General features: G+C 66.8%; 13 protein-coding genes. 5 read left to right on the top strand and 8 right to left on the bottom strand.

Translation table 11 applies throughout. The features are described 5' to 3' along the window. Nucleotides 1-49: 49 nt before the first annotated feature. Nucleotides 50-1,555, bottom strand: a complete 1,506-nt coding sequence (locus tag ACFWY9_RS18275; protein WP_378327916.1) for an MFS transporter — start codon at nt 1,553-1,555, stop codon at nt 50-52. Nucleotides 1,556-1,676: 121 nt separating this feature from the next. Here ACFWY9_RS18275 and ACFWY9_RS18270 point away from each other — a divergent pair, with 121 nt between their 5' ends. The 4 genes from ACFWY9_RS18270 to ACFWY9_RS18255 all read left to right on the top strand — a co-directional run bounded on the left by ACFWY9_RS18270 (nt 1,677) and on the right by ACFWY9_RS18255 (nt 3,374). Continuing rightward, complete coding sequence (locus tag ACFWY9_RS18270) at nt 1,677-2,354, top strand: TetR/AcrR family transcriptional regulator (protein ID WP_378327917.1); 678 nt, start codon at nt 1,677-1,679, stop codon at nt 2,352-2,354. A 100-nt stretch (nt 2,355-2,454) separates the two neighbouring features. Continuing rightward, nucleotides 2,455-2,682: a helix-turn-helix domain-containing protein gene (locus ACFWY9_RS18265; protein ID WP_378339313.1), complete on the top strand. Its 228-nt coding sequence runs from the start codon at nt 2,455-2,457 to the stop codon at nt 2,680-2,682. After that, a complete protein-coding gene (locus tag ACFWY9_RS18260; RefSeq protein ID WP_378339312.1) occupies nt 2,679-3,179 on the top strand; it encodes a DUF5753 domain-containing protein in 501 nt (166 codons plus the stop codon). Before ACFWY9_RS18265 ends, ACFWY9_RS18260 begins: the two co-directional genes overlap by 4 nt. Before the next feature lie 9 nt (nt 3,180-3,188). Further along, the gene (locus tag ACFWY9_RS18255; RefSeq protein ID WP_378327920.1) at nt 3,189-3,374 is read left to right on the top strand and encodes a DUF397 domain-containing protein; all 186 of its coding nucleotides are present in this window, start codon (nt 3,189-3,191) and stop codon (nt 3,372-3,374) included. A 9-nt stretch (nt 3,375-3,383) separates the two neighbouring features. On the opposite strand, the gene ACFWY9_RS18250 is transcribed toward ACFWY9_RS18255, so the two are convergent. Beyond that, entirely contained in the window at nt 3,384-3,578 is a 195-nt protein-coding gene (locus ACFWY9_RS18250; protein ID WP_378327921.1) for a PspC domain-containing protein, read from the bottom strand. A gap of 296 nt (nt 3,579-3,874) precedes the next feature. On the opposite strand from ACFWY9_RS18250, the gene ACFWY9_RS18245 reads away from it, so the two are divergent. Continuing rightward, complete coding sequence (locus ACFWY9_RS18245; RefSeq protein WP_378339311.1) at nt 3,875-4,681, top strand: hypothetical protein; 807 nt, start codon at nt 3,875-3,877, stop codon at nt 4,679-4,681. 7 nt (nt 4,682-4,688) lie between these two features. Here ACFWY9_RS18245 and ACFWY9_RS18240 read toward each other — a convergent pair whose 3' ends face one another. The 6 genes from ACFWY9_RS18240 to ACFWY9_RS18215 form a co-directional block, all read right to left on the bottom strand. Next, nucleotides 4,689-6,122: a radical SAM protein gene (locus ACFWY9_RS18240; RefSeq protein ID WP_378339310.1), complete on the bottom strand. Its 1,434-nt coding sequence runs from the start codon at nt 6,120-6,122 to the stop codon at nt 4,689-4,691. Further along, nucleotides 6,122-8,707, bottom strand: a complete 2,586-nt coding sequence (locus ACFWY9_RS18235; protein ID WP_378339309.1) for a glycosyltransferase — start codon at nt 8,705-8,707, stop codon at nt 6,122-6,124. Before ACFWY9_RS18235 ends, ACFWY9_RS18240 begins: the two co-directional genes overlap by 1 nt. A 105-nt stretch (nt 8,708-8,812) precedes the next feature. Next, nucleotides 8,813-9,994 carry an ABC transporter ATP-binding protein gene (locus ACFWY9_RS18230; protein WP_378339308.1) on the bottom strand — a complete coding sequence of 394 codons (1,182 nt, stop codon included), beginning with the start codon at nt 9,992-9,994 and terminating at the stop codon, nt 8,813-8,815. Nucleotides 9,995-9,998: 4 nt separating this feature from the next. Next, nucleotides 9,999-10,841 (bottom strand): carbohydrate ABC transporter permease, encoded by an 843-nt coding sequence (locus ACFWY9_RS18225; RefSeq protein WP_378327926.1) that lies wholly within the window; start codon nt 10,839-10,841, stop codon nt 9,999-10,001. Continuing rightward, complete coding sequence (locus ACFWY9_RS18220) at nt 10,841-11,785, bottom strand: carbohydrate ABC transporter permease (RefSeq protein WP_378327927.1); 945 nt, start codon at nt 11,783-11,785, stop codon at nt 10,841-10,843. The genes ACFWY9_RS18225 and ACFWY9_RS18220 overlap by 1 nt, the downstream gene beginning before the upstream one ends. Continuing rightward, a complete protein-coding gene (locus tag ACFWY9_RS18215) occupies nt 11,782-13,107 on the bottom strand; it encodes an ABC transporter substrate-binding protein (RefSeq protein WP_378327928.1) in 1,326 nt (441 codons plus the stop codon). Before ACFWY9_RS18215 ends, ACFWY9_RS18220 begins: the two co-directional genes overlap by 4 nt. Nucleotides 13,108-13,230 lie beyond the last annotated feature (123 nt).

Genomic DNA, 13,230 nt, shown 5'->3' with positions numbered 1-13,230 from the left:
GGTGCGTCCAACGCACCGAACGCCACATTCGGGCGCATGAGCCGCAGTGTCACATGTGGACGGCTGCTGGGGCGCCTTCCGGGGCGGCGGCGGGCTTGCCCGGCCGCAGCATCAGGCCGGTGATGACACCGCCCGCGAGGAAGATCACCGCGGCCCAGGTGAACGCCGTCGTGTAGCTGTGCACGGCGGCTTCGGCCGCGAGCTGCTGCGTCGGCTGCTTACCCGCGATGAACGACGTCGCGGCGTTGCTGGCCAGCGTGCTCAGCAGCGCGGTGCCGATGGAACCGCCGACCTGCTGCATCGTGTTGACCGCGGCGGAGCCGACACCGGCGTCGTGCGGGTCGACGCCGAAAGTCGCGACGCTCATCGCGGGCGCCATCGACAGGCCGATCCCGAGGCCCATCACGATGAGCGGGCCGAGGACACCGTTGGCGTAGGTGCTCTGCAGATCGATGGCACTGAGCCAGAACAGCCCGAGCGCCGCGATCACCATGCCGGTCGGCACCAACGGCTTCGCACCGATGCGCGGCAGCAGGACACTCGTCGCGGTCGTCGCGGCGAACATCAGCGAGGCCACCATCGGCAGGAAGCCGACACCGCTCTGGATCGGGGTGAACTTGAGGTTCAGCTGCACGTAGAACGTCAGGAACAGGAAGATCGCGAACATCCCGATGGCGAGCAGGAACATCGCGATGTACGAGGCGCCGCGGTCGCGGTCGAGCAGCACGCGCAGCGGCAGCAGCGGATGCGCGACGCGCGTCTGGAGCCAGGTGAACACGGCGAGCAGCGCGACACCGGCGGCCAGGAAGCCCCACACCGACGCCGAAGACCACGAGTTGTGCTCCGCGTTGGAGAAACCGTAGACGACGGCGAACAGACCCGCGGTCGCGGTGATGGTGCCGGGCAGGTCCAGCTTCGGCCGCGGACCGTCGGATTCCTGCTTGCGCAGCAACAGCAAACCACCGACGAACGCGACGACCGCGAAGATGATGTTGACGAACATGCACCAGCGCCAGTCGAGGTATTGCGTCAGCACACCCCCGAGCAGCAGCCCGACCGCGGCACCCCCACCGCCGATCGCGCCGTACACCCCGAAGGCGCGTCCGCGTTCCTTCGGGTCGGTGAACGTCGTCGTCAGCAACGACAATGCCGCCGGCGCCAGCAGCGCGCCGAAGACACCCTGCGCGGCCCGCGCGACCAGCAGCAGTTCGATGCTGGACGCCGCTCCCCCGAGCGCCGACACCGCCGCGAACCCCGCCAGGCCGACGAGGAGTGCGTTCTTGCGGCCGAACAGGTCCGCCAGGCGTCCGCCGAGCAGCAGCAGACTGCCGAACGCGAGCGCGTACGCGGTGACGACCCACTGGCGGGCGTCGTCGGAGAAGCCGAGTGCGTGCTGCGCCGAGGGCAGCGCGATGTTCACGACGGTCGCGTCGAGCACCACCATCAGCTGTGCGATGCCGATCACCGCGAGGATCAGCCAGCGTCTGGCGTGATGCGGGTTGGCGCTGTGGACGTCCCCCGGTGGCGCGGCGACAGCGACGGATGACTGAGTCATCGAAAGGTCCCTTACGAATAGTGAGCAACGAAGCTATGTGGAGTAACCGTCTCCCCTTACGCCGATCACGGTACACAAGAACCGGAGGGGCTGCCTCAACTTAAGTGTTAAGATGGGACACATGGCACGGGACGCTGCTCCCGCCGCACCGGCGCGGCCGCTGCGGCGTGACGCTGAGCTCAATCGACGGCGCATTCTCGAATCCGCGCGCGAGGTCTTCTCCCAGCGCGGGCTCGAAGCCACCCTCGACGACATCGCGCATCACGCCGGAGTCGGCGTCGGCACGGTGTATCGCCGGTTCCCCAACAAGGAACACCTGGTCGAGGCCATGTTCGTCGACCGGCTCGAAGAGGTCGGCACGATGGCCGAGGCCGCTTTGGCCTTCGAGGACCCCTGGGAAGGCTTCCTCGACTTCGCCTGGAAAACGGTCGAACTGCATTCGAGCGACCGCGGCCTGCGCGAGGTCATGCTGTCCAAGGCGTTCGGCCGCGAGCGCGTCGCCGAAGTGAAAAGCCGCCTGGTGCCCTTGGTCACACGGCTCATCGAACGGGCGCAGGAGTCGGGTCAGCTGCGTGCCGACTTCTCCCCGACCGACATGCCGATGCTCCACCAGATGATCGGCGAGGTCATCGAGTACACCCACGCGATCCAGCCCGGCGTCTGGCGGCGCTACTTCGCGCTGATCCTCGACGGTCTCCGCGCCGAGCCGGGCCGCGCCACCGACCTGCCGCACGGCCCGATGTGCATCGACGACCTCGACGCCGCCGCCTGCGCATGGCGTCCTCCTCGCCACGGCTGATTCCCCGATCCGGTGAACAAGCCGGGATCCCGACGTCCGCCTCCCGCACGGACACTGCTGCCCGCGTGGTCATGAGACGGGGTACAGGGGAGGTACGCGGGTGGCGTCCTACAGCGTTCCGGCGATCAAACGGCTGCAGCTCGGCAAAGAGCTGCGAGCATGGCGGGAACGGGCGGGGCTGACGCTCGAACAGGCCAGTGCCGACCTCGATTTGTCGACGAGCACGTTGTCGCGGATGGAAAAGGGACAGAACAGGATCGAAGGCGTGGCCGCTGACAGCTACCCGGCTCTGGAAGCGGAAGCGGTCTCAGTCGCAACTTCGAGGTGACCTCGGTTCCTGGTTTGTTGCAGACCGAAGACTACGCTGCCGCATTCTTCGCGAAGAGCGGCACTCGGGAACGCAATCGCAACCTCAACGTGCGCATGCACCGCACGAAACGACTCCGTGAGGAAGATCCACTCGTCCTTCACGCTCTCATTGACGAAACCGCCCTCACCAGGAGGATCGCCAAAAGCAGCGTGGTTGTCGCGCAGCTGCTGCACATCATCGAGATCTCCGAGCTGGACAATGTCACCGTGCAGGTGATCCCAGATGCTGCGGGCGCACATGAGGGGCTGCGCAGGGCCTTCTCGATTCTGACCTTTCCCCCGGACACGATCGATGATCTCGGCTACGTCGACCATGCGGGAGGCAACCTGCAGTTGGTCAAAGCTCCGCAGGTCGCAGAGCTGGCACGGCGATTCGCCAATCTGAGTAAGATCGCACTCGGCGAGCAGGAGTCACGCGAACTCCTCTTGAAGCTCGCCGACCACGTGAGCACATGAGGTGAAGCGGTGGACCTGAGTCGGGCAAACTGGTTCAAGAGCAGCCGTAGCCAGGGCGAAAACACCGCCTGCGTCGAAGTGGCCATCGCCTCGGGAGCGGTCGCGGTCCGTGATTCCAAGGACCCGGACGGCCCCGCGCTCACACTGTCCACCGGCTCGTGGCGCCCCTTCGTGACCTCGGTGAAAGGTCTCTGAGCACAGCCCTCACTCGCTGGGGATGACGGCCCACATCACGAGGTAGATCAGGAACTGCGGCCCCGGCAGGATGCACGACAGCACGGCGAGCAGCCGGACGACGCCCGGCGAGATGCCGAACCGTTGCGCGATCCCGGCGCACACCCCCGCGATCATGCGGCCACGGCGCGGCCGGGTCAGCTTCTGCGGCACGGGAGTACTCACGTCGTCACATCCTTCGTCATCGGCGGCACTTCCGCCGTACAACACCAGTTCACCAGCGTGAAGCCGCGTTCGCATCAGGCAAGAGACGGACTCATCCCTTAGGGGGCCGGCCGTACCGCTCGTCCACTTCGCCGCGGGTAATTGCGCACATGGGGTGGCTTTTCCCGCACCACAAGTGATACTCACTCCCGGTGCCTTGGATCAGCCGACTACTGGCCCTTGCCCTGAGCGGTACCGTTCTCGTCGCCGGATGCGCGAGACCCCAGGCATCGCCGGAGCCCCCGACGACAGCGCCGTTGACCGCGGTCAACGCTCTCGGCGATTTCGGCACCATCGACTACTGCAGCCTGCTCGACCTGCCGAGAGTGACCGGCGCGGGACAGGTCGCGCAGCCGCCCGGCCCGTCCTTCGAGTGGTGCCGCGCCCAGCTGACCGAGAACAACGTCCACCGCGTGGTGATGATCGGCCCGCTGTCCACCGACGTCGACCCGAACCTCAAGCCGTACGACTCCTACATCGGATCGACGCCGTCCGGGGTGAGCGTCCAGCAGTCCGCCTTCAACACCGACACCACCTGCACCCGAGTGATCACGTTCGCCGACGGGATCCGCCTCAACCTGTCAGTGACCGACGTCACCACGCCCGGCCCCGCCGACGCGCGCTGCGCCAAGGCGGACGCCGCGGTCGGCGGCGCGCTCGCCGCGATCACGGCGGGCAAGGTGGGCAGGCTCGCGTTCCCGGACAAGTCGTGGGGCCGGGTCGACCCGTGCCCGCTGATCGAAACGCACGACCTCGACGCCGCGAGCGGGCCGGAAACCAAACTGGCGCCGGCGCTGTCCGGGCACAGCTGCATCCGCGGCAAGGTGAGCCTGCGGCTCTCGGTCGACCAGGCCGCCGCGCAGGGCCCGACCGAAGCGCTCGGCGGGCGCGAGGCTCGGGTGAGCACGTCCGGAGCGTTCTGCACGGTCGACACCGCGCAAGGACCACCGGGGCGCAGCGAGAAGGCCGAACTCATCGTCGTCGAGACCGCGGGCGACGCGAACGACGCGACGTGTGCCGCCGCCCGCTCCGCCGCCGCCGTCGTGTTCCCGAAACTCCCCTGACCTCGCGTCAGGCGAGTTCGGTGTTGATGATCGCTTCGACGAGGACCTCGCCGTCCGGGGTCAGCGTGATCGTGCCCCGGCCGGGGTCGACGTCGGCGAGGCCGCGCGAGGCCAGCGCCGAGAATCGTGAAAGCCACGGCTCGTCGAACAGCGAACGCCCGAAGCGGCGGCGATGCAGCGCGTCGTCCAGCGGGCGCAACGTCGTGAGCGCCATCTTCACCGCGCGCGCCTCCTGCGCCCGCTCGCTGAACCGCGTCGCCGAGCCGAGCGGGATCCGGCCTGCCTCCACTGCCTCCGAGTACCGCTGCCAGTGCACATCTGTGATCGCCTCCGACGCGCGGCAGCTGGAGCTGCCACCGAGCCCGATCGCGACCTCGGCCTCCTGTTTGTCCTGGTCGACCATGATGGCCTTCCACTTCTCCGGCTGCCCGCCGCGGGCGAAATACATGGTCGGCCACTCGGTGTACCCGTTGCCGCGCAAGCCTTCCGTGAGGATCTCGCGCATCTGGTACTGCTCCCCCAGCGTCGGCCAGTGATGCCCGCGCCCGGCCATCCGGTCGCGGTAGTCCGGCAGCTGCCACGCCGCGGGCTGGACCCCGGCGACGCCGGTTCGAGTGTCCGAATAGGACTTGAGGTGCAGCTTCGTGCAGACCACCGCGGTCGGCGCCAGCTCCAGCACGACGTCCAGATCGCGCCGGACGCTGTCGACACTCTGATCGAGCAGGCCGTACATCAGATCGATGCTCACCCACTCGAACCCGAGCTTCTGCGCGTTGCGGACGAAATCGGCGCACATCGCCGACGTGTGCTCGCGTCCGCACAACTCCAGGACGTGGTCGTCGAACGACTGCACCCCACTCGACAGCTTCGTGCAGCCCAGTTCGGCCAGCAGTTCCAGCTTCTCTCGCGTGAACGTGCTCGGGTCGCCCTCGAACCGGATCTTCGTGTCCGGGCCGAACGCGAAGTTCTCGCGGTAGAAGTCCAGCAGCCGCCGGATCGCGTCGGCGGGCAGCAATGACGGCGTACCACCGAAAACGTTGAACTCGCCGATCGGCGCCTTCGCCAGGTTCGGCACCTTCGCCAGCCACAGCCGGGCCTCGCGGATGTTCCGGTCGACCCACTGCGCGGCCTTCGTGTCGGCGACTTCGGGCTCGCCCTTGACGAGCACCACCGGGTACTGGCAGAAGCGGCAACGGTAGGCGCAGGTCGGGATGTATGACCACAGATGGATCGGCGCGCTGTCCGCCAGTTGGGCGTCGAGGTCGGCCAGGAACTTCTCCGGAGCGTAACCGATTTCGTTGCCAGGGAAGACGTGTGCGCCGAACGGGTCCTCGGTGACATAGTCGAGTAGATGCCGGTTGACGGGATCGGCCAACGCCTTCTGGACCGCGGGTACGGGCGCCGACGGGTCGATCGCCAGCAGGGATTCCAGCGCGTCCATCAGAACACCCCGCCGTTGCCGAAATAGTCGTGCGCGTCGCCGGATTCCCGGTCCTCGCAGTAGTAGCGCACGAATTCGGCGAACCGTTCCTCCGGGACCTCGGCGAGGCACGGCGGAAGGGGCGGCGGGTACCCGATGTCCTCGCCGACCGTGGCACGCAAACGGGCGAAGATCTCCTCCCGGAATTCGAAATACAGCCGGAACGACGGCGTCTTGTACGAGTGGATCGGGGTGAAGTCCCGCAGCCGCGTCTCGTCGGTGATCTCGGCGATCCGCCGCCGCAGGCGCCGCGCCAGGTCGGCACCGAAGAACTCGACCACCCTCGCGTCGTCCAAAAGGGACGGTGTGAGCAGCACCGGCAGAATGGTGTTCTTGGGCGTGAAGTCCTTGATGGAGAACTCCCATGCTTGCTGCGCTTCCTCCGCGGTGAGGTCGACCTCGCGATCCACCACCGGGTCGTCGACGCGGATGTCGCGCATCACGATGGTGCCGCCCGAACCGTACGCCGTGCCGGTGATGACCTCCTCGATCGCGTGGTTGACCCGGCGCGGGTTGATCTCGACGCGGGAGAGCGGCGCGTAGCCGATGTCCTCACCCGAAGCACGGACCTTGATCCCGAAGTCCCAGTCGTCGGAGAGGTGGTTGACGAACTTCCCGTCGCGCAGCTGGTAGAAGATCTCGACGCCGCCGACGGCCTCGTAGACGTCACGATCCACCGCGAATCCCTTGCCGTCGGGGAAACCGCCGAACAGCGAGAAGGTGACCTCGCGGCAGCGCAGCGTCCGGTCGATCGCGTGCCACAGGCGCGGCCGGTGCGTGAAATGCTCCGGTTCGTAGTAGTAGTTGCAGACCCCGATGGCTTTCTTGTCCGACTCCATCGCGACGAAGAGCTGCCACAGCCAGTCCGGTGCGACTCGGCAGTCCGCGTCGGCACCGACCAGATAGAACCGGCCTTCGTCGGCGGCGGCCCGGCGCCTGCTGCGAGCGGCGGCGAAGTCCATTCCGGTGCGGCGGGCACACGCCGGGCCCTGCTCCGGTTCGGGGACGAGGTGGATCGCCAGGTCCGGATGCCCGGCGGTGAACCGGGCGACGACTTCGGCGGTGTCGTCGGTGGAGTTGTTGTCCACCAGCACGATCTCGTACAGCGAACGATCGAGGAGCGCGCCGTCGGCGTCGCGCTGGTCGTAGAGCGAGTCCAGCGCCGACGGCAGGTTCGCGGCCTCGTTGAACACCGGGACGACCACGCTCATCCGTACCCGATCGCCCATCGGTGCGGGCAGCAGGCGATCCACCAGTTCCTCGGCGCGGTCCCGGCCGATCCGGCGTTCGCCCAGCCGGAAGTTGTGCTCCGCCATCTCCGCTCGCTTTCGCTCGTCGGTCAGGAGTTCCGCCACTTCGTCCACAAAGGACTCGGCGGGCAGGTCGTGTGCGGTGATGTCCAGTACCGGCGCGCGGAAGCCGTGCGATCCGTACACCGTTTCGTACAGCTCGTAACGCGTACTCAGGTACGGAACGCGGGACGCGATGGCCTCGCCGATCGGGTTCCCGTAGCTCTCGTAGTCGTAGGAGGTCAGGAAGGACATGACGGTCGCGTGCGCGAGCAGGTCGCGGACGGAATACCCCTCTGCCGACGGGCTTTCCCGAGGCGCCAGCCGTCCGCCGAACACCACTCTGCCCCGCACTCCCAGTTCTTCGGCCAGCGCCGTGAGCCGCGCGTACTCCTCCGGCGATTCGCCGGTATCTCCGGCGACGAAGAGCCATGGCTCGACGCGGCTTCCCAGCGCGGCGAGCAGACGCAGGTCGCGGTCGATGCGTTTCTGCCGGATGATCCGGGTGCATCGGGCGATCAGCGGAACGTGCCCGGGAATCCCGAACTCGGCCCGGAATCCGGCGTTGCGTGACGTGATTTCCGCCGTCGCGTGGGTGAACGTATTGGGTAGCACGGTGATATCGCGCAGGCCCGGCACCCAGTCGAGCATCTGATCGCGTGCCCTGGCGTGCAGGACGACATACTGAACGAACGGTGAATTCCGGGGCGCGACCGTGCCCGGATACGGGAACTCGCCGTATTTTCCCGTTCCCGGTTCACTCTGCCACATCAGATCGTGGTCCCGCCACACCACGAACCGGCCGAGTCTTCTGCTCGCACCGTATTCCTCGATGGCCCGATACAACGCCTCGGTGTAGACGACGTTCTCCGGCAGCGTTCCGTTCTCCACGATCACGAAGGACACATCCAGCCGTGCCCATTCATCGAGGATCAGGCGTCTTAGCTGGTCCGCCAGGAAATCCACACGCTCGTCCCGGCAACCGAGGCCGGTCATCAGCTCGGTGACGAGGTCCGGACCGTAGCCTGGCAGCCGCTCGATTCCGGGTACCCGGCTCAGTTCGACCCATTCGGGCAGTTGCCGCTGTTCGTCCCGGTACGGCCGGAAAAACGCGTTCTTGTCGGCCTTGACGTCATAGCCGAGGTCGAGACAGATACGGAAACCACGATCCCGGAATATCCGGGCGGTCTTGACGAACTCCACGACAAGACCGGAGATCGGCGCGGCGTCGAAAGAAATTCCCCATAAAGTCGCCATCCCCGCCGATGATACCCAGCCGGGCACCTCCGGAAAAGGTCCGTGAGTGCCACATTGAGGGACTCTGAGTCCCTCAATGTGGCATTCACGGACAGCCGCGACGGACTACTCCGAATAGGTGAGGTTCTTGCCGGAGGAGGGGTCGAACAGCTTGATCTTGTCGGCGTCGTACCAGACTTCGAGGTCCGCGTTCTCCGCCGCGGCCGACGCCGCCGAGAGCCGCGCGACAATCTGCGCGCCGCCACCCGGGACGTCGGCGGAGCCGCTGTCCTCGGCCAGCTCGGCCAGTTCCGAGGTGGTCGCCAGCTCGCCCTCGACGGTGAGGTGCGCGAACTTCTCCGAGCCCATCGACTCCAGGACGTCGACGTGCGCGGTGAACGACGCGCCCGAGGACTTCTGCGCCGCGTCGAGCAGCGTCGCGTCCTCGAAGTACTCCGGCCGGATGCCGACGATGACCTCGCGCGGCGCGTCGGCGCCCTCGACCAGCCGCCGCACGCGGTCGGTCAGCGGGATGTCGCCGAGCGCGCTGCGCGCGGCCCCGTTCTCCAGCGTCGCGGGGACGAAGTTCATCGACGGCGAGCCGATGAACCCCGCCACGAACAGGTTCGCCGGGTTGTCGTAGAGGAACTGCGGCGAGCCGATCTGCTGCACGTAGCCCGCCCGCAGCACCACGACGCGGTCGCCCAGCGTCATGGCCTCGGTCTGGTCGTGCGTGACGTACAGCGTCGTGGTGCCGAGCTGTTTCTGGATCTTCGACACCGAGGTCCGCATCTGACCACGGAGCTTGGCGTCCAGATTGGACAGTGGCTCGTCCATCAGGAACGCCTTGGGATTACGGACGATCGCCCGCCCCATGGCGACGCGCTGCCGCTGACCACCGGAGAGGTTCGCGGGTTTGCGGTCGAGGTGCTGGGTCAGGTCGAGGATCTTCGCGGCCTCGTCGACCTTCGCCCGCACGGTCTTGTCGTCCACTTTGGCCAGTCGCAGCGGGAAGGCCATGTTCTCCCGCACGCTCATGTGCGGATAGAGCGCATAGGACTGGAACACCATCGCGATGTCGCGGTCCTTCGGGGCCTTCTCGTTGACCCGCTGACCGTCGATGCGCAGCTCGCCGGAGGAGATGTCCTCCAGCCCGGCCACCATGTTCAGCGTGGTCGACTTCCCGCAGCCGGACGGCCCGACCAGGATGATGAACTCGCCGTCGGCGATCGTCAGGTCCACTTCGGACACGGCGAGCGCGCCGTCAGGGTACTTCTTGGACACCTTGTCCAGAACGATTTCCGCCATGGCCTTACCCCTTCACCGCACCGGACGTCAGCCCCGCCACGATGCGACGCTGGAAGAACAACACGAACAGGATGATCGGAATGGTGATCACGACCGCGGCCGCGCTCACCTGCCCCGTCGGGTCCTCGAACTGCGAGGACCCGGTGAAGAACGACAGCGCCGCCGGCACCGTGCGCGACGCCGTGGTCGACGTCAGCGAGATGGCGAACAGGAAGTCGTTCCAGCAGAAGATGAACACCAGGATCGCCGTGGTGAACACGCCCGGCGCGGCCAGCGGCGCGATGACCTTCCGGAACGCCTGCGCCGGCGTGGCACCGTCCATTTTGGCCGCCTTCTCCAGTTCCCACGGGATCTCCCGGAAGAACGCCGAAAGCGTGTAGATCGACAGCGGCAGCGCGAACGTGATGTACGGCAGGATCAGGCCTGGCCAGGTGTCGAACAGGCCGAGGCTCCGCTCGATGTTGAACAACGGGGTCACCAGCGACACCTGCGGGAACATCGCGATCAGCAACGACATCCCGACCAGCAGCTGCTTTCCGGGGAAGTCGAGCCGGGCGATCGCGTACGCCGCCATCGTGCCCAGCGCCACCGCGATCACGGTGGCGATGATCGCGATGCCGATCGAGTTGACCAGCGCCCGGATGAACTCCGTCGTCTGGAAGATGTCCGCGTAGTTCTGCCAGGTCCACGAGTTCGGGATGAAGCTCCCGTCGGTGATCGTGTCCTTCGTCTTGAACGACAGCGACACCACCCACAGCACCGGTACCAGCGCGAACACCAGCACCAGGATGTCGACGAGTCCCCATTTCACCTTGCGGCCGGTCGTGACCGCACCTCCGATGGCCATCAGCGCCTCCCCCCAGTATCCGAACCCGGCGCCGCTGTGCCGAACACCTTGATGAAGATGAACGCGATGATCGCCACGGTCAGGAAGATCAGCACGGCCATCGTGGACCCGATCCCGAGGTTGAGCCCCTTGACCAGGTTGTTGTAGGTCTGCATCGACACCGACGACGTGTCCTGCGCGCCGTTGGTCAGCACGAAGATGTTGTCGAAGATGCGGAACGCGTCGAGCGTGCGGAACAGCAGCGCGACCAGGATCGCCGGCTTCATCACTGGCAGCATCACCTTGGTGAACCGCTGCCACGCCGTCGCACCGTCCATCGCGGCGGCCTTGAGCAGATCGTCCGGCACGAGCGCGAGACCCGCCATCAGCAGCAGCGCCATGAACGGCGTCGTCTTCCACACCTCGGCGCCGATGATGATCAGCAGCGACGGGACCTTTTCGGTCAGCAGAGCCGAATCCGGCGCGATGAGGTTCGCGAGGTACCCCGTCTTCGGCGTCCACGCGAAGTACCACGAGAACGCGGCGACCACGGTGACGATGCCGTACGGGATGAGCGCGACGGTCCGGATCAGGCCCCGGCCGACGAGCGTGCGGTGCATGATCAGCGCGAGCGCCATCCCGAGCACGAACTCGATCGCGACCGAGACGACCGTCAGCACCATCGTGGTGCCGAACGCCGTCCACCAGTACGAATTGGACAGTACGGCCGCGTAGTTCGCGAGGCCGACGAACTCCTTCTGCGCCGGGAAACGCAGGTCGTAACGCTGCAGGGAGAGCCACAGCGAGTACACGATCGGATAGCCGGTGACGGCGATCATCACCAAGGCCGCGGGCGCGCACAGCAGCAGGCCCAGCTTGCGCTCGGCCTTCTTGCCTTCGGACAGGACGGGCTTGCCCTTCCTGGGCGCCGCGGTGTCCACAGTGGATGTTTCTTGCACGGTCACGGGATCACTCCCTTCGACTGGAGGGCGTCGTCGAGTTGCTCCCGCAACTTGTCCGCGGTCTTCTGCGGGTCGATCGCCGAGGGCGGGGAAAGGATCTTCGACATGACGGTCGAGGCGTTCTGGTACGCCGGGGTGAGCGGGCGCAGCGCCGCGTTCTTCAACGCCGTGAGAATGCTGTCCCGCATCGGGTACTTCGCCGCCATGTTCGGGTTGTCGCCGCTGACGGGCTTGCTCGGATCGACCGGGGCATCGTCGTGGTAGACCGACTCGATCGTCGGCGGGACGCCGTCGTTGATCGCCGAGAACTTCTGGCTTTCGGGGCTGCGCAAGCACAACGCCGCCTCGAAGGCCTCCGGCTTGTGCTGCGAATACGCGCTGACGGCGAAGTCGACGCCACCGATCGTCGTCTTCGCGGGCGTGTTCGGATCGGCCTGCGGGTAGACCGCCCACTTGAAGTGGCTGACGTCCTGCGGCTTCTCCTTGGCGTAGGAGGCGTAGACGAACGGCCAGTTCAGCTCGAACGCCGCGGTCCCGCGCTGGAAGGCCTGCCGGACATCGTCCTCTTTGGAGTTCGTCAGCGACGGGTCGGTGATCCCCGAGGAGGTGACCCGCTTCAGCAGTTCGAGCGCCTTGACCGCGCCGGCGTCCATGACCACGGACTTCCCGTCGTCGGACAGGAGGTGCCCGCCCATCGACTCGACGAGCGTGTTGTAGATGACCACGAGGCCTTCGTACTGCGCGCCGGTGAACACGATGTTGTGCGGTTTGCCCTGCGCCTTGAGCTGTTCGGCCTGGGCGATCATCTCGTCCCACGTCTTCGGCGGGTTCGGCGTGACGCGGTCGTCGTACCAGAGCAGCTGCACGTTGGTGTTCTTCGTCGCCCCGTAGAGCTTTCCGTGCCATGTGGCGGTTTCCAGCGGCGCCGACAGCACGCCTTCGGTCGCCTGCGCCTTGTGCTCGCCGGTCCACTCCTCGACCCAGCCCGCCTCGGCGAACTCCGGCACCCAGGTGATGTCGAGGCCGAGGACGTCGAGCGAGCTGTCCCCGGCGGCGAGCCTGCGCACCATCTGCTCGCGCTGGCCGTCCGAACCACGCGGGAGCTTGTTGTAGACGATGTTGTAGCGGCCCGCGGCCTTGGCGTTGCAGTTGTCCACGACCTGCTGGAAGTGGTCCTCGGGTGCTTGGTAGACGTTGATCGTGACGCCCCCGCCGCCACCGCAGCCCGCGAGCAGCCCCGCGGTCAGGGTGCCGGCGCCCAGCAGGGCGGTGGTGCGGCGTCCGGGGGACCGTCCCCGGATACGCGCGGTGATCCTTTTCCCCATGAAAGGCCTCCTCGCCCCGCGCACGCCGGAGGCCGCGACGCGTGGCAGGCACCGCGACGAGCTGAGGCAGACCCGTGCCAGCACACCGACGTGCTAGTACTCGGGCGACGATGGTGGAGTTCC

Origin of the sequence: Amycolatopsis sp. NPDC059027 (genome assembly GCF_042739735.1) — a bacterium.
Lineage (GTDB): Bacteria > Actinomycetota > Actinomycetes > Mycobacteriales > Pseudonocardiaceae > Amycolatopsis.
Note: the sequence above shows the minus strand (reverse complement) of the source record. Positions and strands in the feature narration are given on the sequence as shown.